This is a genomic window from Peribacillus frigoritolerans (assembly GCF_040250305.1).
GTDB lineage: Bacteria > Bacillota > Bacilli > Bacillales > DSM-1321 > Peribacillus.
On the sequence record NZ_CP158190.1, the window covers coordinates 4,462,908 to 4,488,574 of the forward strand.

The window sequence follows — 25,667 nt, forward strand, 5'->3', positions numbered from 1 at the left end:
TATGATAAAATAATATATTAATTTAAAAGGAGGAATTCTTAAATGGGCAAGTGGATTTTTCAAGGAAACCCAAAACATTTTGATTTAGATACATACTTCTTAGAAAATGAAGTCATAAACTGGTCAATCAGACAAAAGCAGTATTTGGATGAGATACAACAAAAAGATCAAGTCTTTATTTGGAGATCTGATGGCAGAATCAAAAATTCTGGCGGTGTAATCGCATTATGCGAAATTGTTTCAGAACCTTATGAAAATGAGGGGGATTTCAAGGTAGACTTAAAAGTACTCGAATGTCGTTTAACAGCAGAAGAACAAATGCTATTTCGTCATGAATTAAAAGAAATCCCAGATACAATGAACTTACAAATATTCAAAATCAGTCAAATGACAAACTACCGATTAACTGATGACGAATTCAATCGTCTCAAAAACCTATGGAATTCACCTTCAGAAATCCAAGATAGACTAAACCTTTCTACAACAGAAAAATTCCTTCATTTTTTTAAGGACGAAGCACAAAACTGGTTTTTGACGAATATTGAGTATTTACAAGAAAGCTATCAATTTTTCAATCAATTTAAAAAACAGGAAAACATACAAGCGATGGAATGGAAAGACATTCAGGAGTTGGGCAATCATATCAATGCTTTTCGAATGCCGCTTGCTAAGAAGCGAGCCCTCGGAAATATGAATGCTCCTATTGACCATTACCGAAAAAGCTTTGAATACCTTATTTACGGAAATGATTCCATCAAAGACCGAATTGATCGTGTTCTCTCTGATGGGGAATACAAGCTTTTTGGATTCGGAACAAGTGTTATCAGTGAATTAATAGGAAATCTTTTTCCAGAAGAATATTGTTTTTACAATCAAAGAGACAAGGTGGCAGCAGAAAATATCCTAGAACTGACTCCTAATTATTCACGAGGAGATTCCTTTGCGACCAAATTACTAAAATTCCAGATTTGCATGCAAGAAAATAAAATAGTGGACACATATCTTGAAATAGTCGGAAAGAGAACTAACCTGCCCATTTTTTATGAAATTGATCAATTCTTTAGTTTTCTATTTGAGAAATACGGGAAAATAGAATATCAAACTGAAGAGGATGATCTTCCACAATTTTGGCTATTAGCAGCTGGGGAAGGCAACTCGATGTGGAAGGATTTCCACCAAAATGAGCTAATAGCAATTGGCTGGGAAGAAATTAGTGACCTTAAACAATATAAAAGCAAGAGAGAAATAGCAGAAGCTTTAAAAGAAGCATTCCAGCTTGATCACAATCCTAATAATGATGCACTTGCCAACTATCAGTTCGCTCATGAAATGAAAATTGGCGATTATGTTTTTATCAAAAAAGGAATCAAACAGATTATTGCTTATGGAAAAATTGTTTCGGATTACAAATACGATCCAACACGTGAACGTTACCAATCATTGCGTAAGGTAGAATGGCTAGCAACTGGGGAATGGGAAATTGAAAATAATCAGTTGATCACCAAAACCCTAACAGATATCAGTCCCTATGAGGATTTTGTAAAAGAATTGTTAGATATGGTCGGAAGAGAAAAGTCTGTTTATCTAGAAAATGATACAACTATGCCTATTGTTATTGAAAAAGCTGCTCTCTATAATAGTGAGCAAATTCTCACAGAAGTTTTTATGGATGAAGAAACGATAGAGGAAATCCTTGAAACTCTTGATTATAAGAAAAATCTCATTCTCCAAGGGCCGCCAGGAGTAGGAAAAACCTTTATTGCTAAGCGACTTGCTTATCTACATTTGGGCACTAGGGATGATACGAAAATAGAAATGATTCAGTTTCATCAATCTTATTCTTATGAAGACTTTATTAGAGGTTATAAACCGAGTGCACAAGGGCACTTTTCTTTAAAGGATGGCATTTTTTACTCCTTCTGTAAAAAAGCGATTAATGATCCGGAAAGCAATTATTATATGATTATTGATGAAATTAATCGAGGAAACCTTTCGAAGATTTTCGGAGAACTAATGATGCTGATTGAAGCTGATAAACGAGGAAAGAAATATTCCGTAAAGCTTGCTTATAGTGAAGGTGAGGATACTTTTTATATTCCTAAAAACTTATATCTTATTGGAACAATGAACACTGCTGACCGTTCATTAGCCATGGTAGATTATGCCCTTCGTAGAAGATTCTCGTTTATTACTTTGGAACCAGCTTTCCATACAGAACAATTTGAAGAATATCTAATCAATAAAGGAATTAGTCAAGGATTTATCGATAAATTAACCACAACCATTAGTGAAATCAATCAGGAAATCATAAAAGATACTGTCAACCTGGGCAAAGGATATGAGATTGGACATAGTTATTTCTGCCCTACCTTCGAGCAGGTGGAGGATGAGCAAAAATGGTATGAACGGATTATTCGCTTAGAAATTGCCCCATTGCTTAGAGAGTATTGGTTTGATCAGGAGGATAAAGTAAATGGTCTCCTCTCCAGACTCTAACAAAATTCCAATTAAAAATCTCTATTATATGCTTTGCTATGCATGGGGACATTTAGCAGAGAAAGACTTTGCCAACATTTCTCGTGAAAATGAAAAGGATATGAAGCACCTTTTGACAAGGATTCTACTAGTTAAACTCCGATCCCTAATCAAAAAAGGGTTTTATAGAGAATACAAGAGCTATCAAGAGGAACTATCAAACTTAAGAGGAAGAATCCATTTTCAGGAATCTATTAATACTATTTCCTTTAAACGAGGAAAAATGCATTGTGAATTTGAAGATATGAGCCATGACATTCTCCACAACCAGATTATCAAGTCTACCCTGGTTAAATTGATCCAAAGTTCAAACTTAGATCCAACGCTTAAAGGAGAGGTTCGTCAACTATACCCGTATTTTGAAGGTATCAGTACTATTAAGCTTGATCCCCAAATTTTTTATAAGATCAAGCTCCACAGAAGTAACCAACATTATCGTTTTGTATTGGATATTTGTCGTTTTCTATTTGAATCGTTGTTAATGCATGAGGAGGGTCTAGAAACTACATTCGCAGATTTTGAAAGAGAACCAAAAGCGATGGCACGTCTTTTCGAGGAGTTCGTTCGCTCCTTTTATAAAATAGAGTTACCAGAATTCAAAGTTTACCGAGAAAACATTTATTGGGAAGCAGAGGGAGAAAACACCGCCTATCTCCCCCTCATGCAAACAGATATTTCACTTGAAAATATTGAGTGGAAAATTATCATGGATACAAAATACTATCAAAACTCGCTTATACAAAACTGGGGATCTCAAAAACTAATTAGCGGAAATCTCTATCAGCTTTTTGCTTATTTAAGTAATCATAAAAAAGCTATAGGGAAGGAAACAATAGGCATCCTACTGTATCCAAAAACCGGTAAGGCACTGAATCTCTCCTATGTAGTGAAGGGCTTTCCTATGAAAATTTTCACAGTGGATTTAAATAGCAACTGGGAATCTATCCATGAAAGGTTACTTGAAATAGTTGTATTAAGGTAGTAAAAAGAAGTCACTCATATTATATTTCTAGACCAATAACTGCAAAGTCCGATTACAAATTTGTAATCGGACTTATAGTAATGACTATCTAGCCTTCCGCTCAAAGTGATAATACTGCCTATCTATACAAATATCCGTAATATTCTAAAAAATCTTTTGATCATCAGAGGTAACGTTAAAGTTCAGCTTAAAAATATTTCTTCAAAAGAAAATAATACTAGTCGAAATCAACTTACTAACTCCTACTTCATCTTACTCCCAAAGCTTTTTAGAGGATTTGTCTGCAAAGTAGATTTGTTTTCGATACTCTGTTTCAGTTAAGTAGTTAGGAAAGATCGGTGCCGTTAAATTAGAAGTGATCGGCCTGAACCAAGTACCGTTCAATCGATTCTAAAAGATAATTCCAGCCCCACCTGTCGCAATACATGTTTGTTCAACTTTTAATGTATAGTCATCTTTATTGAATACATGTACATATCGGTTCCATGTGACTGTGCCGATATCATTTATGGTATGAAATACAATGACGGGGTATCCTTCCCTACTGTAATAAAAATGAGGCTCTTTTATATCAGGCTTTTTCTCAATCATTTCCCATTGATCATTACTGAAATTCTCATATGATTCATCTCCTGATTCCTCTTGCACTGGCAAGATAACATCTCTTCCCCAAGATGTCCCATGCCAATTAGCTCCAAACTCATTTAATTCATGATATACGATTGCTGCCTGTAAATAAGATAAAGGTGTTTTATCTCCTTCAATGACTTGCATAAAATCTGACAATGCGTGAGCTGGTTTTGGAGCGGATAAGAAACCATCTAATCGCTTACAATCCTCTAAATCCTGTAACTCCTTTTCTTCAGGAATTGCCCATACTATTCCATTACCATTACCGCCGCCATCACTAAATTGATACGCCCTTAGTTTATAGCCACTTTGGATGCTTAGGTGAGAAAATCCCTTTACAATGTATTCAGGATTTACAGGCGTTCTATACCACCCATAGTCGTCATCATCATATTTTTCTACTTGTTCCATTTCTACGATTAAATTAGGTTTTGTTGCATAGTTTGGAAAACGTTGAATACAAAACTGCTGCTTATATATATTAATCAGCTCTTGAGCCATCATTGGTCTGTGTGATGAAATGAGTGGGCATGGGTGATAATATTCATTCTTCTTTTCATGTTTTTTTCCGAAAGAAGGAACCTTTGTTTCTTTTATTAATTTAAGCCATTTCTCCTTAATCAATTGAAAGTTCTTCCACTTCTTTTCTTGTTTAACCCCCCAGCCAAGAAGAATCCAAGGGTGCAATTTAAATTCGTTTATATTAACTAGCGGTTTTGTAATATCATATTCACCAGATTGGACAAGATTTTCAAAATGCTCTATTGCATCTTCCGACTTAGTATTTTGAAGATTGAAAATATTATAGATGTGTAATCGACCTGAAATAGGCTTGTCCATTCCATAGATTCCCTGAACAATAGAGACTAACTGTTTCATGGTAGGATCTTCTGCCTTTATCCAACCACTGGAAGAACCTACTGTATTAAGTAAATTAGTTAATTCTTTACAAAGTGTGGCTGATCCTGGATTTTGTAGAAGGCATGCTCCGATTGATTCCTCCGAATCCCCCCACTGTATGTAAGCTGATGTACGATAAATATTTTCTCCCCGTTTAACAAATGATCCATAAGCCTTTGGTTTCATCATGTCTTATATTCTCCTTTTATTAGTTTAGTTTTAAATTATGCTATTCCCAACAAATCAAAGTAGTAGATATCTACCATTATATATGCACTACTGTAAATTTACAGTTTTTTCATTACTTATCCTTATATTATATGTAAGGTTTTGAACTAAGATGAATGTTTGAAAACCGGAAGGATTGGTACTAATAAAGTAAGAGGAAGCACTTCTTTACTGAAAGGGGATTCTTTAAATGGCAAATAAAGCACGATTACCAGAGACGAAAGAAACCCGGAGTAAAATCATGTCATCAATTAAAGCCGTTTCGAAGCTGGAAACGTTCGTTTCACATGAACTTTGGCACAGGGGGTATCGATTCAGGAGGAATGTCAGGGGGATGATGGGAACACCAGACATCGCCATCAAAAAGTATAAGGTAGTCATATTCATTGATTCGTGCTTTTGGCACTTTTGTCCGATACATGGAAAAATGCCGAAGAGCAATATAGATTTCTGGGTGAAGAAGCTTGAGAGAAACCAGGAACGCGATTTGGAAATCACAAAATATTATACAGATGGAAATTGGCATATCTTACGAATCTGGGAGCATGAGGTAAGGAAGGATTTTGATAATACCATCGAAAAAATCACCACTTTCATCAATAATGCCAAGGAAGATGTGGCACACGTATAAAAATGGTCCCTGACAATTTTGCCAGGGACCATTCTAAATTTAAAATAAACTAAGTTGTTGTGGATTCACTTTAATAGCTGCTGCATCTTCTTCCTCGATTTCGAGAATTCGCTTGGCCATTCTTTCAATCAGTCCGACCACCAAGGCATTCCCCATACAGAAGTACCTCATCCGTTCGGACATTCCTTCCGTCCAATGATCTGGGAACCCATTCAATCTTTCACACTCTACCGGGGTCAGGATGCGAAGCCTTTTCGTTTCGGGATCTTCAACCACATGGCTGCTCCGATTCACAGTCCCTTCACTTGTCAGCATCGTACGGCCTGGCTTGTCCAACGATTCAGGGAAAGCCATCCCACCCTCGGAGAATACATATTTATGTCCGTTAGCAGCCGTCCTCTCAATCTTTTTCGGGCCCTTAAGGTAACGGAATTTCTCGATTGCATCCTTGCTAAGATAATACTTTTCATCGACACCAGATTGCAAGATTTCACCTAATAGCCGTGGCCGCTCCTCAATTGGCAGCAATTCCTCGGTATATACAGCGCCATCTCTCATGATTCCTGAATTCAAGTAGGTCATCGTGAACTCATCTGAAATTTCCAGAATACCTTCTTCCATCATGAATGAATGTGGTTTATGCTTTTTGGAAATTTCCCATTTGACCGGGAATGCATTAGCGAAGAAACCTCGTTCATGCAACATTACCGCATCATCTTCCATGGCCCTACTTTTGACATACGGCGTATCGTTCCTGATGGCAAAAATGAAGACGCGTCGCCTCCTCTGTGCTTGTCCATACTCCGCAGCATTGACGACTCTCCATTCGACTGAGTAATTCAAATCCCTGAAGCTTGCCAGCATGATGGAAAAATCCCTTCCGCGCTGTTTCGATGGAGACTTCAATAAACGGTCCACATTTTCCAGCAAGATATACTTCGGCCTGATTCCTTCAGCAAGCCTCATGATTTCCCAGAAAAGGACACCCTTCTTCCCTTGAATTCCCTTTTCTCCGGAAAGACTTCGGGCAACGGAGTAATCTTGACAAGGAAAACCGCCTACAATTAGTTCAATCCCTTGATTTACAAATATCTTTTCATCTACCGTAGAAATATCTTCATTGGAGTGTATTCCTCTATCGAACTGTCTAGCATAACAGTTAAAAGCATCCTGTGATTTTTTTGAAGGTTCCCATTGGTTACCCCAAACCACATCAAAACCTTTTGCCGCCTCAAGGCCCAGCCGGAACCCACCGACCCCCGCAAATAATTCAATTGCATTTATCATGACCGAACATCCTTTCGGCTTTTATACCTATTATAATAATAATCCCTAGTGAGATCAAGAACTATATATTAAAAATAAAAAATAAATTCTTATTTATCCAAGATAAGTTAATTAATATACCTGAATTTTGAGTATAGCGGTATAATATTATATACCCTAACTCTATCATTTTAAAGTGTAATGCGTGAATTGTAAAAGATTTTAAAATTCCATTTTAACAGAACACTCAAGAAAGGAGCTTGTTATATTATGGAATATAGAACTGTCGAAGAGTTAATGACCAAGGCACAATAAGCCATAGGTAAAACCTTTGAGGAAATTGATTTAAAAGGTCGACTCACGAACACTAAATCAAAAGGGGGACTTGGCCAACTAATCGAAGAAAGTTTCTTTGGCTATAAAATCAATTCCGATGCAAGACCCGATTTTGAAGAATTGGGTATCGAGTTGAAAGTCACACCTTTCAAGCAGAATAAAAACAAATCCATCTCTGCAAAGGAACGATTGGTATTAAATATAATCAATACCATGATGAAGTTAATACCACATTCGAGACCTCGAGTTTTTGGAAAAAAACGAAAAAATTTTACTGATGTTTTATGTTTTATGAATGGTTACCCAACTATGAACCTAAGGATTTTTACATATATAGGAATATCCTATTATCTTATCCGACTGCAGATTTGGAAATCATTAAACAGGACTGGCAAACGATCGTAGAGAAAATCCGAAACGGCAAGGCCCATGAAATTTCTGAAGGTGACACGAACTATTTAGGTGCTTCCGTCCTTATTGCGATTAGTTGTTCTTCCCAAAACCATACTAGCACCACAAGCAGGGCATTTTAGAATGTCTGTAAGAGGATACTCACCACTGTGTATTTATTGGGAGTCCTGCTTCTGCTTTTTAGAATGGATTGAGCCTTTTCCCATGTTTCATCTGAAATAATCGGTTCATGTCTTTCTCAATCACTGGATTTGGGTTGATAGGATTTTAAATGTTGCTTCGGCTACCACATTATAAAAGTCATTGATATATTATAATTAACAATTGTTGTTCGTTATATTGGAGGAGTGGAATGATTTGAGTAGTGTCTATGATACAAAGGAGAAAGTACATAAAAGAGCATTAGAAGCGGTTGGAAAAACGCTTGGAGAGATTGATGTAAAGAGCACTAAGAATGTGAAAAATAAATCTTATCCAGGCAATGTAATTGAGCAAGTCTGGTTTGACCATCCAGCAGACAATTATGCTGAACCAGATTTTCCAGAAGCTGGAGTGGAATTAAAAGTTACCCCCATAGATAAACAAACAAAACATGCAAAATTTATGGCTGGGGAGAGACTAGTTTTAAATAAAATTAATTACCAAAATGAATATGGTAAAACATTTGAACAAAGTTCATTTTGGCATAAGAATAAACTAATTGAATTAATTCAATATTATAGACGGGATGTCTCGCATAAGAAAAAAATTTCTAGCGGAGAAATGATTGAAGATAAAACAAAATTTCGAGTATCATATGCAAATCTACTTTCAATGACAGAATTACAAGATTTTGGCTTGCCTAAAGATACTGTAATTGAAATACCTGAGAAAGATTTAGAAATCATCAAGCAGGACTGGGGAAAAATATCTGAATATATAAACTCTGGGAAAGCCGAACAATTATCAGAAGGGCTTACAAATTATCTAGGAGCATGTACAAAGTCAGCAACTGGTGATGATTTTACAAAACAGAAGCATACAGATGTTCCTGCAAAGCCTAGAGCCTATTCATTTAAATCAAAATTCATCAATGAACTTATAAATAATCATATTATTGGAGAAGACCATACCGAAGCAATTAATAGTATTGTAAAAGATGTTAGTGAGCTAGAAAAGAAAACTCTTGAGGAGATTATTGTCTCCCGCTTTACTCCCTATTACGGTATGAAACAAAGTGAATTGATTCATAAACTTGGTATCAAAGTAGATAAAAGTCAGACACAAAAAAATATCAATAACATGATAATCCGTAGAATTCTTAATTTGCCAACCACTACAGATGAAGTTACATCTGAAGAAATCGAAAAAGCAGAAATTAGTTTAAAAACGGTTACTTTAAGAAAGGGGAAACCAAAAGAGCATTTTAAATTCATGGGAATTCCTTCATTTATAAAACTGGTAGATGAGTCTTGGGAAGAATCTAAAGTGTATGATTTTTTAGATAGACAAAAATTTCTGCTGCTAGTTTTTAATGATTTTAATAATAAGAAAAATGGAAGTGAATCGTACGAAACAAATCCTGAAAAAATCATTTTAATAGGTGCTAAATTTTGGAACATGCCACCTTCTGACATAGATGGACCAGTAAAAGAAGTTTGGAAAACGGAAGTTGAAAAACTAAAAAACGGTGTTGAACTAACTTTTACCAAAAATGAAAATAATGAAATCAGAGTAAAAAATAATTTCATTAAACCATCTCTTGAAGATATTTTACATCTTCGCCCCGATGCCCAAGTTGCTCAATACAGATTAAAATACTATAAAGACGTTGTAGTTAAAGGGGTTCCTAAAAAGAAATTAATGAATAATTCTAGAAAATTACCTCGCCCAGCAAAATGGATAATTCGACCAGAGAGTGAAAATGAAAATTTTACCGATGAATATATGACAAAACAAGCTTGGTGGTTAAGTAAAGAATATATTTATGAACAAATTAAAGATTTGTTGTAGAATAATGCTTCAATCTAATAAAAAAGCTTACCGAAATGGTAAGCTTTTTTATCTACCTTTAATCTATCGACTTTAATGGTAATTATTATATTAGGCATACTTGGAATTATTATTTTTCAGAGCATCCTATCTTATTTTAAGGAATTCTAATGTTCACTTACCTATCAGACCCTAGAATACCCTGCCATACGGCAAGGTTTTAACCTTAATCTGGTATGTCAACTTTAAACTAAACAATTTTTTTAAGGTGTTCTTTTTTATACTCAATTGGGCATAGATACCCCAAGTGTCCCATGAATTCTTTTATGATTAAAACAATGAACATAATTATCTAATTCCAACTTTAACTGTTCCAAACTCTCAAAATATTTACCTTTTACAAATTCCGTCTTGATAATTTTAAATGTAGATTCGTCTACTGCATTATCATAGGGGCAACCTTTCCTGCTTAATGACCGTTTAATTTCGAATGTACTCAGTAAATTGGCTCAACTTCTCTATGGGTTCATTATTAAGACTCATTAATTTCACTTTTTATATTTTAAATTATTGGTCAAATCTTAATAAATGATTCCACATTATTATAATAGTTTGTATTGCTACTCAACCCCAAAAAACCTCATTTACTTATGATACGGTTCACCTTATCACATTCAAAAGATTTACCTTGTCTGCTCATAAATAAATATCGGCAACTTTAAATTTAATATAAACTTGATGTCTCAACCATCATCCTGTTTAAATATACCCAGTATCCATATTTCGTTATAATATGTAGTATGTAAAGAAAATTGGAGGTATATTTATGAAAGCCACCGAGACAAACTTTTTACAATTTCTAAAAGGGCCAAAGCAATTCGTTATTCCGATTTATCAACGGACATATAGTTGGACGAAAAAACAATGTGCTCAGTTATGGGACGATATTGAACGAATCTCTGAAGATGTGAATCTATCAGCACATTTCTTAGGTTCAATAGTTTATGTTGAGAAAGGTTTATATCATGTAACTTCTGTGCCCCAACTTTTAGTAATAGATGGTCAGCAAAGATTAACAACCTTAAGCCTAATATTATCTGCGTTTTCTGAGGTAATGGGAGAACAGATTAAAACCTGCGAATCAATTACATCAAAGAAAGTTCGTAATTACTTCCTTTTTAATGCTGAAGAAGATGATGACACCCAGTACAAGCTATTATTAACCCAAAAAGATCGTCAAACTTATATTGATTTACTTGAAAGAAATGAATTCGAGGATGATCATTCAAAAAGAATTGTAGAGAATCAGAAATACTTCAAGGATAAGATAATGAAAAGTCAATTAACTTTGGATGAAATTTATCAAGCTCTTAATAAACTTATTGTTGTGGATATAGCTTTAGATCGTGATAAAGATAACCCCCAATTAATCTTTGAGAGCCTCAATTCCACAGGGCTTGATTTATCACAAGCTGATTTAATTCGAAACTATTTCCTGATGGGGTTACAACCAAAAGAACAGGAATACCTTTACAACAAATATTGGTACAAGCTTGAAATGAAGTTCGACAAACTACCTGATTCAAGCTATTTTGATCGCTTTATTAGGGATTATATTACGCTTAAAACAGGAGTAATCCCCAAAATTGGTTTTGTATACGAGGCATTTAAATCCTATGTAACTGAACACGCTCACCTAACAACTGAAGAAATAATTATCGATGTTTACTCATATGGACAATATTATGTAAATCTTAATTTGCATGATAAAGATCCTGTACTTGAAAATGTATTTCGTGATATACGTGGACTTAGAGTAGATACCGCAAATCCATTCTTAATGCAAGTTTACAATGACTATGTACAAAACATTATTAATAAAGACGAACTAATTACTGTTTTTAGATTAGTTGAAAGTTACGTTTTCAGACGCGCAATTTGCAGTATACCAACAAATTCGTTAAATAATACTTTCGCAGCTTTGTCAAAAGAGATTGATAAAACTGACTACTTAAATAGCTTAAAAGCTGCATTTATATTTAAGACATCCTATCGACGCTTTCCATCTGATGAGGAATTTCGTCGGGACCTATTAATTAAAGATCTATACAACTTCAGAAATCGGAATTATCTGTTACGAAAGCTGGAAAATCATAATCGAAAAGAAATTGTCAATGTTGAAAATTATACTATTGAACATATAATGCCACAAAACAAAAACCTTTCAGTTGAATGGCAAACAGCCTTAGGATCAGAGTGGGAAGCAATCCAACTTTCTTACCTTCATACTTTAGGCAATTTAACTTTAACTGGATATAATTCTGAATTAAGCGATCGAAGTTTTTCTGAAAAATTATCTCTTGTAGGTGGCTTCAAAGATAGCCCATTATGGTTAAATCGTAGTGTTTCCAAATTTACAACATGGAAAAAAGAATCGATTGAAGAAAGAGCAAATATCTTAGCCGAACGAGCAATTACTGTCTGGCAGTCTCCGACTCTTTCAGAAGATGTTTTAAAACGATTTAAGAAAAACGAAAATGAGTCAAAATCAAAAACAGATTATTCAATTGAACATCATGCCAATGCATTTAGTTCTGAAACCCATAAGTTATATGACTTATTAAAAACTCGCATCTTAAACATAGATAGTTCCGTACATGAGGAAGTAAAGAAATTTTATATCGCCTTTAAGTATGGGAATAGAAATTTCGTAGATTTATTACCCGCAAAACAAACTATAAAGATTTGGCTAAATTGTAAATTCGGTGAATTACATGATCCTGATCATCTTGGAAGAGATGTGACAGATATTGGCCACCGGGGAAATGGAGACATTGAAATCAGCTTAAAATCTGAGACTGATTTAGAACCTATTATGGACCTTATTCAGCAGTCATTTATATTAAACTCTGATCAGGATGAATAAGGAATATATAAGCAAACTAAATTTTGATTGATAAACATCATTTTAAATTTCACAGTTTCACAAGCGATCAAGTCTTTATCACGATCGCTTTTTTTATTGGCATCATATAGTGCCTTTGAATCCGGGACTTATATTTAGTTTTTCCTCCTTTATTTTTAACGAAAGATGAACGTGTTTCTAGCAGTTAAAATACTCTTTCAAAAATTCATAAAATGTGGGCCACGTTTCTTTTAATTCTCCTTTTAAAAGTAGCTCATCTCCGCCCTCAAAATTCACTGTATAGACTTTATCTGTTACCGTATCAAGCACTAATACAGCATTTGCTGACATTTCACTTAAAATCAAATACTTTTTCGGAAAGCCATGCTCTTTTCGGCAAATAAATGTATATGATTCAATATTATTCTCTTCATCTACGATATCAAGTAATTCAAAAGGTACAAATTCTTCCCAAAAAGGTCCAGCATAATAATGGTAAAATCCACGGAATGTATCTGATACATCTACTTCTAAACTATTTAATGTCTCATTTACTTTACTTTTATCTTCACGTTTATAAATGTCCTCTCCTAGAACTTGATCTATTTTCTCAGGCAAAATACTCATTTTTAATTCCCTCCTAAAGCTTCTCGTCCCCTTGTTATCCACTGATGTATGATACCTAGTTGATAGCCCAATGCTTTTTGTTGTGAATGGTGTTTTGGTTTATTAGCAAAAAAGCATTTGTTGCCTATATTAGACAATCAAGTGCTTTTCTTTGTTCTTGTCACCCAATCCCAGCATTATATGATCCTTCATTATAATACTTTCGGCGTATAGAATTACAGAAGGCTTGCTTTAAGTGCATCACTCAACATAGAATCGAAACTATCAAATAAATGAATTAAAGTTCCAGAGGGTTTATCAAGTTCTACATATACTCTCTCATTTAGGTCATAACAAAACCATGCAGTATCAGAATCCCCCAAAAATAAGTATTGCTTTTGCCAATCATTTTCATACCAAAGCTCGTTTGTTTCAATAAACCCCTGAACCTCTTCATCTACTTCGTTATCAAGTAGCGTTTCATCAACACCATAGATTACAAATCCATTAAAGTCTAATCCATTTACATTCTTAAGAAATTCAATATACGACTCAGGAATAATAATGTTTCCTAGTTTCTGCTGAATAGTTTGTTTCATTTTTATAATTTCTGAATTCGATACTGGATTCCTAAGTACACCATCATATTTCCCTTCAATTTTTTCTACTTCTATCAATAAGTCTTTCCACTGAGGCATATGTACTCCTCCTGATATCGTTTGTATTTGTCATACCTTATATTATTAGGATTGCTTAAAAAGGATAAATGTAACTTTCTATGAGTATCATTATTCAGATTCATAAAGGCTATTAAAGAACTCAGCAAAACTATCTGCAAGGATATACATTTTGCCCATTTCGTCTTCTGGTTCTATATCATGAACCCACTAACCCCTAATAGAATCTCATTTCCTCCTGGATCTTGTTAAGTTATATGCTTACATTGAATGGAGTGGTTCTAAATAATTCAATAAATTGGAAAATAAGGAAAATGTAAGCTAGGGTGATATGATAAATTAGAACTATAAAGATTGTTAAACAACCTTTTTAAGGGATAATTTTTTATATAGGTAGCGTAACATCATACTCTTGTTCAAATTGTTTTATATCTTGTAAAGAGATCTTTGGATATTAAAACTAATCATTTTTGCCATACTCTCACTCCTATATCCTTACTTAGTTCTCCCATCAATTTTTGATTGACCACCAATGTGTCTAAACTCTCTGTGGTGTCTTCATCTACTAGCACCATAGTTTTTCGTCAATCAAAAAGTATTTGCGAACTTATCCCAGCTAACTCTCGAATTTGGAGACTATGAGAACTGGTTTAATAAGCTAAGAATTCATGGAACTCTTGGCTACTTATGTCCTCTAGAAATTCTTCCATTCTCTCATGTGAATTTTCACTTATCCCCACCAACTATACAAAAAAGCCACCTGTCTCCCGATGGCTTTTCCCTTAAGCAGTTTTCCTATAATATGAGTTATCTACTTCGATCCGGATTTTGGCGCGCGCTGTTTTTTTGCTGCAATAATGAGGTGGCGACTATTGCGCAGCTAATGATTGCTCCATGATATAGAAGAAAATTGAGGGAGTTCAATAAGAAACAACAACAATCATTACCAGAGACTTCATAAATAACTGTTATGTAATCTTCTTAGAGCTTTGGAGTCATTAAACTGATCATGACTTTTAAGGTATCTTTTAAATCTTCCTTCTCAGTTACTAAATTAGATTTGGATGCCACCACTGCATCCAACCGGTTCACCATTTGTGTTATGGTATTTGTTAATTGCTCTGAAGCTTTATCCCCTGACATCCCTTTCCAACCTTCCAAATTATTATATTCTGCAACAAGTTCATGCAATGCACTAGTTAATTTCTTCTTACAAATTGTTATCTTAGGAATGGCTGATTCCATACTATCAATTGTGGTCATAACCGTCACTTTATCTTCAATCGAATTATCAAACATTCTTATTTTCCTTTCAAAGTAGCGGCAATGTCTTCATCTGCCTTTTTAAAATCATCCGCTTTCTTTACAATAAATTCTCCAACTTCGGTAAAAGTTTCGAGTATCCACTTTTTATGGTCGTATAGATCCTCACAAAGTTGGTTAGCTAGTTTCTTTGCTGTGGCTGTATGTGTATTCGATTTAGCATTATCTGCAATATTCCCTACAGCTGCGATGGTGCTATCTACATCTTCCGTACATTCAATAGCTAAATGCTTGATCTTTACTCCAATTTTTCGGATTACCTCAGGAGTTAGTTCTATCTCCACCCCATCATGATAATTAGGAGATTGAAAAACAATTTTTTTCGTATCGCGATCAATCAAAAGGTTAAATATATTCCCGTTCACATCAAACTTATACTTTGGTAAATAATGATATCCAGGAGCACCAACAGAATCAATGAATCGTTGAAGTGGGTTCCTTTTATCGATATTGGCTGACTCGAATGGCTCGTCAATATAGTATGTCTTTCCAACATGATTATCTGAAACAAATGCCCCTGCACCTATCGAATCACTAGGATGAACATAAGCAATGATACTTTTATTGAACTTGCCTTTTTTTACATCATCCTGTATATCATCAGGAAGCAATTTGACTATACTAGGTGCACTATACGATACACTCTTTATATTATGGCTAGCTGAGACATACTCCGATAAAGCGCCTCCGAGAGAGTGACCTGTTGTTGAAATTTCATAATTTTTTAAATTTTGTTTTTGATATTTTTTAACTTCCTTTAAAAGAACCTCTGCTTGATAAAATTGACTGTTTTTTATTTTGTCTTTCAACCTGATCATTTCAATATCAAATGTATGTGAAGTTGATGCATATAGATCCGGATTACTTTTCTTAACTTCTTCTACTCTCTTCAATTTGTCCTGATTTTTCTTATACCCTTTCATGACTACATCATCTATATCTGTTACTACATCTGGTAGACCTTCCCCGGTGAGATCATCTCCTTGAGTCCCTCTATAGGCTATGACGATATTTTTTGTCTTATGGTTCACATATACCTTGGCATCAAAACCAGACTTTTTTATATTGGTAAGGGATTTATCAATTTTAATCTGTTCCCAAGCTTCTATTTTCCCGTCTATTATTATTTTCACATTTTGAGTTTCTTTTAGATATGCTTCCTTCGTTAAAGCATAATAGGACTTATCACTTACACTCAAAGACTCCCATCCCCTTACTTTAAATGCTATAATATCGTTATATTGTAATTTTCCATTAACTTGGAAGGAAGTGCAACTATTTGTTAAGAAGATATCCAATACTCTTTCTTCTGTTAACTACATTATTGGTACTCGGAGGTTGTGGTATGAATAAGGCTGAAAAAGAAGAAAAAATCGAAAAATCAAAAGAAGCAGCAATTGAATTTTATAAAAACTTAGAGGAACCTATTGATTTAGAGGTTACAAAAGCAGAATTTTCTACAGAAACGAATGCAACAATCGTTTTTGTATATGGTCATGATAAAGGGAATAAGGATGTGTTGTACCATGCGACAGTTGAAACGGCTGACGACTATGAAGTCCTTAGCTTCGGAGATGATAAAGAACCAAAATAAAAAGGAGCCTTAGGGTTCCTTTAATTATTCACTTAATTCCTGTAACTTTATTTGCAAATAAAAAGCAGCATAATTAAGATCAATTTTTTTATCTCTTTGTCTGTTCTCCTTCAACTCCCTCAGTTTAATTCGATTTTCTCACAAATACTCGCTTAATCGCAGGATTTCGTCACCCTTGAATGTAAGTTCAAATGTGGTGTCCTATGATCGTTTAGCTTCCAAAAAAGAAAACCGTGATAATACTCAGTGAAAAATGATAAGAAAGATCCCTTGATCACAAGTAATACGGTTAAACTTAAGAGTTTGTACGAGTTGGTTAAATTAATGTCCATTCTAAAATGTAATCTCGCCTAAACTCGTAATTCTTTTTCTATTCTATCATTGCACATAATACTCTATACCATCATGAGTCTTTACTTTTTAACAGCCTATTATTTTTCAACATTTTCTCCTTTAAATATTCAGCAATTTCTGTTTGCCCAAATTCTCTAGCATATTCATATGCATCCATATTCTTAATACTCTCTCCCGCATATCTAATTGAAATATCTATTCCTTTTTCAACTAGAAACTCAACTACTTCTTTATGTCCACCATAAATCGCTCCAAATAATGGATTTCTTTTTGCTAAGGTCACATCTAATTCTGCGCCTGCCTCTATTAAATACTTTACTATCTTCAAATGCCCCGCTCCTGCAGCCACTCTTATAGGAGAAGCATCAAATATATCACCTTTTGTATTGACATCAATTCCTTTATGAATCAGATATTTTACTATTTCAAAATATCCTTTCTTTGCTGCAACATGTAACCACGTACCAAATGGTGTCATTGAATGTAAAGATTCTGGATTATCACCTATTAAATGTTTTACTTCATTAATATCACCAAGTTTAATTGCATTCCTTATTGCTTTGTATACACTTTTTTTATCCAAAACATATCCTCCTTACTTTCGATTATCTTCTCCTAGCTAATTCACCTAATTCTTCGAGAGCTTCAACAGCCCTTAATCGATCCACTACATTCCCCAAAGCATCAATACTATGTTGGGTGCCCAAATAAATCTAAATAAACCAAAAATGGATAGTCCCTTTGATTTTCGAAAGGCTCTATCCACTTCTTCTTATATAAAAACATTTCTTACTTTATTACCAATCTTCTTCATCTTCATCCCAATCTTCTTTTGCCATTTCAAGGCGTTCAATGAAATAGTCTAAAAAACTATCGGCTAGTTTAACACCATAACCCTCCTGATTATCCCACGTAATAACTGGACATTCTCCATTTTTCATTTTATTAGTATCGAGGCAATAGGCAAATTCATCAATATCTTCTATAACCACAAGTCCATCTATTAAATCATAATACTTTTGATGACCTTTGGTAGCATCTACTACTGCTGGACCCGTAAAACCATATCCAATTATTCTCACTCCAAAAAGTCCACCGTAACCATAATTTCTTAGAAACCACTTGTAACTTTCCGGTAATGAGACCTGTAGTTTTTGTTCAGTTTCTTTTACATTGTCTTCACTTATTCCACCTGTAAAATCATCATCTTCGCCATACTGCTTAATAAATTCCTGTAAATCTGAATATTTCACCAAAATCACCTTCAAATCCTTAGTTACTTAACGCACGGACAAGTATGTAGAATACACTAAGGGAATAATCAAATTAGAAGCATAAACTCAATTCTCATTTTTCTTGAATCTTTCTGGGATTTTATTTTTCCATATTATCATGAGTTCTTTAAATTCTTCAGTCTCCATTTCATTTTCATAAGGCTCTTCATATGTATAAAAGTGTTCAAGCACTGTCATTTCTTTTTTTATTAGCACACTTGTTGCATTAAGTTGAATTTCAAATTTTTCATGGAAACCATTTAAGACATTTTCAACTATCGTAATATACTCATCTGCTTCTTCCTCTGTAGGGATGTCTTCAATAAAATCAGCGAATAATTTTATTTCATCCGATAATTTTATTCTCAATGTCCCAACATGGTCTCTAAAAAAATCGTATGAATATTTCATACTCAACCTCCATCGTAGTCCCTTTGAATTTCAAAAGAGCTATCAGCCGTTCCAAAAAATCCTTATAGCATTATCAATTCATATAAATCCAGCTTTCACCAATCCTCTTCGTCTTCATCCCAGTTTTCTTTTGCCTCTTCAAGACTTTCAATCAAATAGTCTAGAAAATTGTCAGCTGCGGTAAAACCATATCCTTCTTGGTTATCCCAAAGAATCACTGGGCATTCTCCATTTTTCATTTTATTAGTATCGAGACAGTAAGCAAATTCATCAACATTTTCTATAACCCTATCCCGTCAATTAATTTATAATGCTTTTGATAATCTTTAGTGGCATCTACTACTGCTGGACCAGCTAATCCATATCCGATTATTTCTACACCAAAAATACCACCATAACCATAGTTCCTTAAAAACCATTTATAGCTATCCGGAAGCGGGACTTGTAGTTTAATTTCTGTTTCTTGAACTTTTTCATCACTTACTCCACCTGTAAAATAAGCATCTTGACGATTTTCCTTAATAAATTCTTGTAACTCAGAATACTTCAACTAATTCACCTTCTAGTCTTGAGTTCCGTATTGCTTTCCTCTCCACTTCCAATACTTTGAAGTCCTTGATTAATAACATGAATTATTCTTCAACGTCTTCAGATAATTTTTCTAAAAATTCATTAATATCATTTGCTAGAAAATACATATTGCTCATATCATCAGGATTTTCAGGTTCTTGCTCATGATCCCAAAAATAAATATTATCCATATAAGGAGCTTTAGTGCCTAAGCATATCGTATTACCCGCAGGATCATCAGCTATTGGAATAAATCCATCTGGAAGTCTATACTCATATATGTCTATGACCTTTTCCAAGTTATCATACATGTCACCTATCCCATTAAATACATTCAAAACACTTTTTCCCTGCTCTTCAGATATATCAAAAATACTTCGCTCAGGAGTTCCCCCATTCCATTTAAGTAAGAATCCCTTATACTTTTCCGTTAATTTCACATTATTTTCTATTTCAAATTGCTCTATCACTTCTAGAGAAAGCTTATTATGCGAGTTTTCAATTCTTGCCATTTTTTAAATCCTCCTCTTATCTATTTTCCATTAATGGTTTATTCCCCAAATTCACCCTTGAAATATTTCTGGAATTTTATCTCGCCATACTACTAGTAATTCCATAAATTGCTTTGTTTCTATCGTATTTTCATGAGGTTCTTCAATTCTAAAAAGGTTTTCAACAATTGTTACATCTTTTTTTATGAGTACACTTGTAGCATTTAATTCGATTTCAAAGTCCTCATATGTCCCGTTTAAAACCTTTTCGATATATTCTATATATTCATCGACTTGTTCTACTGTTGCAATATTTTCAATGAAATCTGTGAAAAGACAAATTTCTTCCGGCAAAATTAATCCTAAATCGCCAAATGGATCTTTCTTAAACTCATATGAATATTTCATACGCTTTGATCCCCTTTTAAATGGATTTGCCGTTCTGAAAGGTAGGTAGCCTATCAAGGTTTTTTTGACTCTTTCAGTACAAATAACATTATTATAGAACGATATCTTGATAACCTACCTCTTCTACAACTTCATCTTCAATTTTAACTCCTAATCTATCTTCAATATCCCAAGTGACATCACATAGTAAACCTAGGCTTCTTTTTCTATTCTTCCTTGCTCTTCTTACAATTAACTCTGTAGGCTTCACTAATCTTTTTAAAGCTAGTATAGAATCGATTTTTGGAGCAATTTTATCTGCTTCTGATTTATTTCCTAACATCACTCTATATTCTTCAAAATTCTCACTATAATACTCATATATTTGCATTTCCACTTCATCCATTATATTTTTCATTTCATTATTAAAATTACGAAAGGTCTCTCTCTGTATATTTGAAAAATCAGCATCTTCATGTCCATCTACACTTAATACTATTTCTATGTCCATATCAAACATTTGAATAGTTATTTTACCTCTCCAATAGTTTTTTTGATATTCTAATTCTCCAAATAACTCATCATTAATCTTTATCATTCTTAATTAATCTCCTAACTTAACTTTTATGTTATATTCGCCAAATCCCCCCAGATGTTTAAAGACACTATTAATTTTACTTGGTACCATTTGAATAGATTCCAAATCATTAAGTTCATGCCAAGTATCTTTATTATCTTCTCTCCGACCACCTATATCGTCTGCTGTATATATTTATATAATGGATATGCCGGTGCTATTGATCCATTTTTATTCAAATACATTTCTACTTTTATACAAAGCATAAAATCATTATTCATTGATGGTAATAATGATTTATTTTTGAAGTGGAAAGAAAGAATTGATTGTTTTAAAGTAAAGATGCATTTGTCTTATGTGCGTTCACTCGCTTATGTTGCATTACTAACACAAGCTCTTAACATATGAATAATAATTATTAAGACCAATCTATAGCTAATCTTTTTAAATTAAACTTCGTCAGACAAAGCATCATTTTAAATCCTGTAATTCTTCCACAATTTCTTTTAATCGGTCAATATTATTAATAAATTCGTCATAAGAAATTTCTTGATAATCGAAAATCCCTTCTCCATATTCATCACTATCAAATATTTTTACTTTTGTACCTAACTTCAACAAATTATCAACCAATCCTTTTAAATTCTCCATATCATCAATATCATTCGCGTCCGTTTCGGCAAAAAATTCTTTGTTTGCAATTTTATTTTTTATGTCTGTAATTCCTAAACCAGTGTACTTTCTTAACGGTACTAAACATTTATTAAATGGACCATTAGTGCTTATTTTAATTGCCATTTTACTCATCTATTATTCTCCTTTCCATTAAAATTCTAATTTGCCATACCTTCAATCGTTTCTCCAGAATCTGTGACAATATCCCAAACTCCCGTCACAAAGTCTTTACCTATATGATGTTCTTTTTTTGGTAGGATATAGAAACATATAAATCTAAATAAACAAAAAATGGATAGTTCCTTTGATTTTAGAAAGGCTCTATCCACTTCTTCTTTTATAACTCACCAATCTTCTTCATCTTCGTCCCAATCTTCTTTTGCCAATTCAAGGCGTTCAATAAAATAGTCTGAAAAATTATCAGCAAGCTTTCGACCATAGCCTTCTTGATTATCCCACGTAATAACTGGGCATTCTCCATTTTTCATTTTATTAGTATCGAGACAATAAGCAAATTCATCAATATCTTCTATAACCACAAGTCCATCGATTAAACCATAATACTTTTGATGATCTTTGGTAGCAGCTGCTACTGATGCACCTACTAAGTCATAACCAATTATATCAATACCAAAACTTCCTCCTGAACCATAGTTTTTTAAGAACCATTTGTAGCTCTCCGGAAGTGGGACTTGTAATTTATTTTCTGTTTCTTTAACTTTGTCTTCACTTACTCCACCTGTAAAATCATCATCTTTGCCATACTGCTTAATGAATTCCTGTAAAGCTGAATATTTCATCAAAAATCACCTACTAAACTTGGATTTCGTATTGCACGGATTTATTAATTTTTTTTATTCTTGTTCCCATCGGTGAACTTGTGTACGGAAGATATCTTCGATTTTCATCCGTTTTCACTTAAACACATAATGCTTATTTAAGGTCTGGTGGTTAACTTTTTCTCAACAAATAATCAAATTAGAAGCATAAATTCAATTCTCATTTTTCTTGAATCTTTCTGGGATTTTATTTTTCCATATTAACATGAGTTCTTTAAATTGTTCTGTCTCCATTTCATTTTCATAAGGCTCTTCATATGTAAAAAGGTGTTCAAGAATTGTCATATCTTTTTTTATCAACACACTTGTGGCATTGAGTTGAATCTCAAAATCCTGATATAAACCATTTAAAACACTTTCAACTATCGTAATATACTCATTTGCTTTTTGCTCAGTAGAAATGTCTTCAATAAAATCAGCGAATAATTCTATCTCACCTGGTAATTTTATTCTCAGCATTTCTAAATGATCTCTAAAAAACTCGTATGGATATTTCATACTCAACCTCTTTTATAAATTGGATAGCTAGTAGACTCACTGCCAAACATGTTTTTGTGAACCTGTTAATTCTCCTTTTGAATGGCTTTTTCCAGTTCTCGAGCTATATTTTCTAGCCACTGTATCGGGGTTACTCCTAATGAAGGGAAATAAAGTTCACAGCACTCTTCTATGAAATTTTCTTTCTCCTCATTTGAAATATTTTCAGCCAAAAAAAACTTAACTTCATTGGCAATTAATAAAATTCTTTTTTCTGATATTGAGTTAACAAATTCTTTTAATTCTTCATCTGGTGATACCATATCTTGATGAAAGTGAGCAGTCAAAAAATTTTCTAATTCATCGAAACTTTTATTTTTCATATGTATTCTCCTTTATTTTGTGGGAAAACCTGTTAAAACACAAAAGCCTCAACTCTACATGCTTTTTTCCTTATATTCTTAGTCATGTAACTCATCAAGAAAAAATCCCTGTCCATTTCACTGTCTTACAACTGTTACTATATACCGACATTTACCCGATGTATGTCCAATACATCTGAGATCCGTTTCTCACTCATTCTTTTAAGTAGATACTCATGACCTTTTTCCAATGCAAGATTTCTTTCTTCTTCATAAATAGGAACGAGTGTATAAATGTGTATGTTCCCCTGTTTAGTAGGAACGTTATCCATCTCGGATTCTTGGGGACGACATACCATTATGCAAGATAACTTTGTATTTGATGCAAATGGCTGTGGGGATTCTCCATTCGGAAGAATAACCCCTTCTTTCAGCCATCCATCATAAATATGTGGAATATGAGCCACTTTCCTTAGCCACCCAAGGGGCCAATAATGGTTTTGATCTTTCATATCTTCATTTTCAACTATCCAACTTGAAGGCAATTTTAGTAATAACTCTGCATATTTAAAAACACTTTCTTTGTCTGAATAGTCCATAGGTTCATCACTCATCCCTGTAGTTACGAGAGTTGTGAAATCTTTATTTATTGATGGAGGAATTATGTGAATATTGACCGACACTCTACTACCAGGAACAGTTTCACTTATAGTCTTTTTGATAGGGCCAAAGTATTTAGCCACATGCTCTAAAATCACATGATGATGGTCTTGATCATTATCGTTTGTTTCAGTTACAGTAGACCACCCTTTTTGTTTTTCTAACAACTTAACGATTTCCTCTTGCCCTTGTTCCCTTGCAAAAGTTAATGCGTCCATATCTTTCTTAGATGCACCACTATATTTAACACCCGTATCTATACCACTTTCAATTAATAGTTTTGCAATATCAACATGCCCATTACTAATGGTTCCTAACAATGGATTTCTTTCTGGTTCGCTTACGTCCATATCAGCTTCACAAGATAATAAATATCTTACTATATCAATATGCCCTGCAGAAGCAGCTTCGTTCAAAGCTCCACCACCGTATACTCCACCTAGCACATTAATATTTGAACCAAGTTCTATTAGTTTTTTTACTATATTTAATTCCCCTCTAGAAGCTGCGACATGAAGCCACGTACCAAAAGGAGTCATCATATTTAAAAGTTCAGCATTAGAGCCGATTAATGCAACTACTTTTTCAATATTGCCTTTTTTTATAGCCGAACGAATTTCTTTTGCAACTTGTTTATTATCCATCCCCTAACTTTTTCCTCCTTTTTTTGCAATATCACCAAGTTTATTAAGCATTTCCACCATATTATCTCTGGCTCCATCAGCATCTCTTACTTTTTTAATATTATCAACAACATTCCTAAGTGCTTCAATCCCATGTAAACTGTGTCGTTACTTCGGGCAACTTTACAACTCTATATAAGTTATAAAAAAACCTCGGCTGTCTTTATCAATCGAGGTCCGTAGAATTTATTATCGGGCTTATTTTCACTAAAAAAATATTGTTATACAAATCCTTGATGGTACGGCAATCACGAGTATTTGTTTTTCGTAATTCCTTTTTAAATTGCTTCTGGTTATCTATTAGTTATTCATATAAATTCTCAATCTTAGTAAACCAAAAACAATCCTTTTCCATACACTTAGCATCAATTCTTTCAAATTCTTCTTTTAGCCAATTAATCACAGATTCTGGTATATCATTATCAATAAAGGCATCCTCACCATTCACCTCTATTGCCTTATCAATCATTTTTGAATATACTAATAAACTTTCTGCAAATTGATTTAAAGAAGAATTAATAAATACCTCTTTATAATCATCACTATTATGAAGAAACACTACATTTTCTTGTTTCTCAATTATACATATCGGATCCCCGGAACCAGTCGATCCCAAAAACCAATATTTTTGAAACTCATCTGGCATATTAAATACATACGTAATAGGTCTTAATAACGATTGTGACGAAGTAAATTCTAAATATGGTGCAGGAGTTTCAGGTAAGCCTCCTATTGACAAAAATCTCTTCACTTCATCCGAAAAATCTGTACTCATTAAATCTTGGTAATTAAATTTAATTAGCGGGCCATCTTTGTTAACACCCCATTTATCATTAAATTCCTCTGGTAGTATCATCTTCTCACCTTCCTGAATTTTTTATAAAAGTTTCTAATCTAGTTGCAATTTCATTA

25 protein-coding genes and 6 pseudogenes are annotated in these 25,667 nt (G+C 33.7%); 8 read left to right on the plus strand and 23 right to left on the minus strand.

Annotated elements, in window-relative coordinates; translation table 11 throughout:
- Window positions 1-42 precede the first annotated feature (42 nt).
- The gene (locus ABOA58_RS21865) at window positions 43-2,496 is read left to right on the plus strand and encodes an AAA family ATPase (protein WP_350299999.1); all 2,454 of its coding nucleotides are present in this window, start codon (window positions 43-45) and stop codon (window positions 2,494-2,496) included.
- Entirely contained in the window at window positions 2,474-3,517 is a 1,044-nt protein-coding gene (gene mcrC / locus ABOA58_RS21870; RefSeq protein WP_350300000.1) for a 5-methylcytosine-specific restriction endonuclease system specificity protein McrC, read from the plus strand. The genes ABOA58_RS21865 and mcrC overlap by 23 nt, the downstream gene beginning before the upstream one ends.
- Before the next feature lie 390 nt (window positions 3,518-3,907).
- Here the strand turns inward: mcrC and ABOA58_RS21875 are convergent, their stop codons facing one another.
- Window positions 3,908-5,236 carry a hypothetical protein gene (locus tag ABOA58_RS21875; protein ID WP_350300001.1) on the minus strand — a complete coding sequence of 443 codons (1,329 nt, stop codon included), beginning with the start codon at window positions 5,234-5,236 and terminating at the stop codon, window positions 3,908-3,910.
- Window positions 5,237-5,465: 229 nt separating this feature from the next.
- Here ABOA58_RS21875 and ABOA58_RS21880 point away from each other — a divergent pair, with 229 nt between their 5' ends.
- Window positions 5,466-5,906 carry a very short patch repair endonuclease gene (locus tag ABOA58_RS21880; RefSeq protein ID WP_350300002.1) on the plus strand — a complete coding sequence of 147 codons (441 nt, stop codon included), beginning with the start codon at window positions 5,466-5,468 and terminating at the stop codon, window positions 5,904-5,906.
- Window positions 5,907-5,945: 39 nt separating this feature from the next.
- Here ABOA58_RS21880 and dcm read toward each other — a convergent pair whose 3' ends face one another.
- The gene (dcm, locus tag ABOA58_RS21885; RefSeq protein WP_350300003.1) at window positions 5,946-7,193 is read right to left on the minus strand and encodes a DNA (cytosine-5-)-methyltransferase; all 1,248 of its coding nucleotides are present in this window, start codon (window positions 7,191-7,193) and stop codon (window positions 5,946-5,948) included.
- A 297-nt stretch (window positions 7,194-7,490) separates the two neighbouring features.
- On the opposite strand from dcm, the pseudogene ABOA58_RS21890 reads away from it, so the two are divergent.
- A pseudogene (locus ABOA58_RS21890) lies at window positions 7,491-7,975 on the plus strand (MutH/Sau3AI family endonuclease); the annotation flags it as partial.
- A 62-nt stretch (window positions 7,976-8,037) separates the two neighbouring features.
- Here ABOA58_RS21890 and ABOA58_RS21895 read toward each other — a convergent pair.
- The gene (locus ABOA58_RS21895) at window positions 8,038-8,142 is read right to left on the minus strand and encodes a hypothetical protein (RefSeq protein ID WP_350302936.1); all 105 of its coding nucleotides are present in this window, start codon (window positions 8,140-8,142) and stop codon (window positions 8,038-8,040) included.
- 134 nt (window positions 8,143-8,276) lie between these two features.
- On the opposite strand from ABOA58_RS21895, the gene ABOA58_RS21900 reads away from it, so the two are divergent.
- A complete protein-coding gene (locus ABOA58_RS21900; RefSeq protein WP_350300004.1) occupies window positions 8,277-9,911 on the plus strand; it encodes a Sau3AI family type II restriction endonuclease in 1,635 nt (544 codons plus the stop codon).
- Window positions 9,912-10,180: 269 nt separating this feature from the next.
- Here ABOA58_RS21900 and ABOA58_RS21905 read toward each other — a convergent pair.
- Window positions 10,181-10,393, minus strand: a pseudogene (locus ABOA58_RS21905) (IS3 family transposase); the annotation flags it as partial.
- A gap of 323 nt (window positions 10,394-10,716) precedes the next feature.
- Here ABOA58_RS21905 and ABOA58_RS21910 point away from each other — a divergent pair.
- A complete protein-coding gene (locus ABOA58_RS21910; RefSeq protein ID WP_350300005.1) occupies window positions 10,717-12,816 on the plus strand; it encodes a DUF262 and DUF1524 domain-containing protein in 2,100 nt (699 codons plus the stop codon).
- 56 nt (window positions 12,817-12,872) lie between these two features.
- Here the strand turns inward: ABOA58_RS21910 and ABOA58_RS21915 are convergent.
- The 3 genes and pseudogenes from ABOA58_RS21915 to ABOA58_RS21925 form a co-directional block, all read right to left on the minus strand.
- Window positions 12,873-12,988: pseudogene (locus ABOA58_RS21915) on the minus strand (excalibur calcium-binding domain-containing protein); the annotation flags it as partial.
- A gap of 5 nt (window positions 12,989-12,993) precedes the next feature.
- Entirely contained in the window at window positions 12,994-13,422 is a 429-nt protein-coding gene (locus ABOA58_RS21920; RefSeq protein WP_350300006.1) for an SMI1/KNR4 family protein, read from the minus strand.
- 215 nt (window positions 13,423-13,637) lie between these two features.
- Window positions 13,638-14,099: a YrhA family protein gene (locus ABOA58_RS21925; protein WP_350300007.1), complete on the minus strand. Its 462-nt coding sequence runs from the start codon at window positions 14,097-14,099 to the stop codon at window positions 13,638-13,640.
- Between the two features lie 616 nt (window positions 14,100-14,715).
- Between ABOA58_RS21925 and ABOA58_RS21930 the strand changes: the two are divergent.
- A pseudogene (locus ABOA58_RS21930) lies at window positions 14,716-14,976 on the plus strand (hypothetical protein); the annotation flags it as partial.
- Between the two features lie 83 nt (window positions 14,977-15,059).
- Here the strand turns inward: ABOA58_RS21930 and ABOA58_RS21935 are convergent.
- Both ABOA58_RS21935 and ABOA58_RS21940 read right to left on the minus strand, forming a co-directional pair.
- The gene (locus ABOA58_RS21935; protein WP_350300008.1) at window positions 15,060-15,377 is read right to left on the minus strand and encodes a hypothetical protein; all 318 of its coding nucleotides are present in this window, start codon (window positions 15,375-15,377) and stop codon (window positions 15,060-15,062) included.
- 2 nt (window positions 15,378-15,379) lie between these two features.
- The gene (locus ABOA58_RS21940) at window positions 15,380-16,699 is read right to left on the minus strand and encodes a lipase family protein (protein ID WP_350300009.1); all 1,320 of its coding nucleotides are present in this window, start codon (window positions 16,697-16,699) and stop codon (window positions 15,380-15,382) included.
- 47 nt (window positions 16,700-16,746) lie between these two features.
- Between ABOA58_RS21940 and ABOA58_RS21945 the strand changes: the two genes are divergently transcribed.
- On the plus strand, window positions 16,747-16,995 hold the full coding sequence (locus tag ABOA58_RS21945; protein WP_350300010.1) for a hypothetical protein: 249 nt from the start codon (window positions 16,747-16,749) through the stop codon (window positions 16,993-16,995).
- Between the two features lie 403 nt (window positions 16,996-17,398).
- Here ABOA58_RS21945 and ABOA58_RS21950 read toward each other — a convergent pair whose 3' ends face one another.
- The 14 genes and pseudogenes from ABOA58_RS21950 to ABOA58_RS22015 all read right to left on the minus strand — a co-directional run bounded on the left by ABOA58_RS21950 (window position 17,399) and on the right by ABOA58_RS22015 (window position 25,611).
- A complete protein-coding gene (locus ABOA58_RS21950) occupies window positions 17,399-17,932 on the minus strand; it encodes an ankyrin repeat domain-containing protein (protein WP_350300011.1) in 534 nt (177 codons plus the stop codon).
- Between the two features lie 214 nt (window positions 17,933-18,146).
- Window positions 18,147-18,602, minus strand: coding sequence for an SMI1/KNR4 family protein (locus ABOA58_RS21955; protein WP_350300012.1), 456 nt, complete (start codon window positions 18,600-18,602; stop codon window positions 18,147-18,149).
- Between the two features lie 87 nt (window positions 18,603-18,689).
- Entirely contained in the window at window positions 18,690-19,034 is a 345-nt protein-coding gene (locus ABOA58_RS21960; protein ID WP_350300013.1) for a tRNA-Val4, read from the minus strand.
- A gap of 95 nt (window positions 19,035-19,129) precedes the next feature.
- Window positions 19,130-19,584 (minus strand): annotated as a pseudogene (locus ABOA58_RS21965) (SMI1/KNR4 family protein).
- A gap of 82 nt (window positions 19,585-19,666) precedes the next feature.
- A complete protein-coding gene (locus tag ABOA58_RS21970) occupies window positions 19,667-20,116 on the minus strand; it encodes an SMI1/KNR4 family protein (RefSeq protein ID WP_350300014.1) in 450 nt (149 codons plus the stop codon).
- A 51-nt stretch (window positions 20,117-20,167) separates the two neighbouring features.
- Entirely contained in the window at window positions 20,168-20,503 is a 336-nt protein-coding gene (locus ABOA58_RS21975) for a tRNA-Val4 (protein ID WP_350300015.1), read from the minus strand.
- Between the two features lie 91 nt (window positions 20,504-20,594).
- On the minus strand, window positions 20,595-21,080 hold the full coding sequence (locus tag ABOA58_RS21980; protein ID WP_350300016.1) for a DUF6985 domain-containing protein: 486 nt from the start codon (window positions 21,078-21,080) through the stop codon (window positions 20,595-20,597).
- Window positions 21,081-21,086: 6 nt separating this feature from the next.
- A complete protein-coding gene (locus tag ABOA58_RS21985) occupies window positions 21,087-21,254 on the minus strand; it encodes an HNH endonuclease (RefSeq protein ID WP_350302937.1) in 168 nt (55 codons plus the stop codon).
- 254 nt (window positions 21,255-21,508) lie between these two features.
- A pseudogene (locus tag ABOA58_RS21990) lies at window positions 21,509-21,866 on the minus strand (hypothetical protein).
- A gap of 212 nt (window positions 21,867-22,078) precedes the next feature.
- A complete protein-coding gene (locus ABOA58_RS21995) occupies window positions 22,079-22,534 on the minus strand; it encodes an SMI1/KNR4 family protein (protein ID WP_350300017.1) in 456 nt (151 codons plus the stop codon).
- Window positions 22,535-22,726: 192 nt separating this feature from the next.
- Window positions 22,727-23,071: a tRNA-Val4 gene (locus tag ABOA58_RS22000; RefSeq protein WP_350300018.1), complete on the minus strand. Its 345-nt coding sequence runs from the start codon at window positions 23,069-23,071 to the stop codon at window positions 22,727-22,729.
- A 65-nt stretch (window positions 23,072-23,136) separates the two neighbouring features.
- Window positions 23,137-23,433 carry a contact-dependent growth inhibition system immunity protein gene (locus ABOA58_RS22005; protein WP_264895488.1) on the minus strand — a complete coding sequence of 99 codons (297 nt, stop codon included), beginning with the start codon at window positions 23,431-23,433 and terminating at the stop codon, window positions 23,137-23,139.
- 137 nt (window positions 23,434-23,570) lie between these two features.
- Window positions 23,571-24,716 carry a suppressor of fused domain protein gene (locus tag ABOA58_RS22010; protein WP_350300019.1) on the minus strand — a complete coding sequence of 382 codons (1,146 nt, stop codon included), beginning with the start codon at window positions 24,714-24,716 and terminating at the stop codon, window positions 23,571-23,573.
- A 343-nt stretch (window positions 24,717-25,059) separates the two neighbouring features.
- Window positions 25,060-25,611: an SUKH-4 family immunity protein gene (locus ABOA58_RS22015; protein WP_350300020.1), complete on the minus strand. Its 552-nt coding sequence runs from the start codon at window positions 25,609-25,611 to the stop codon at window positions 25,060-25,062.
- Window positions 25,612-25,667: the final 56 nt, after the last annotated feature.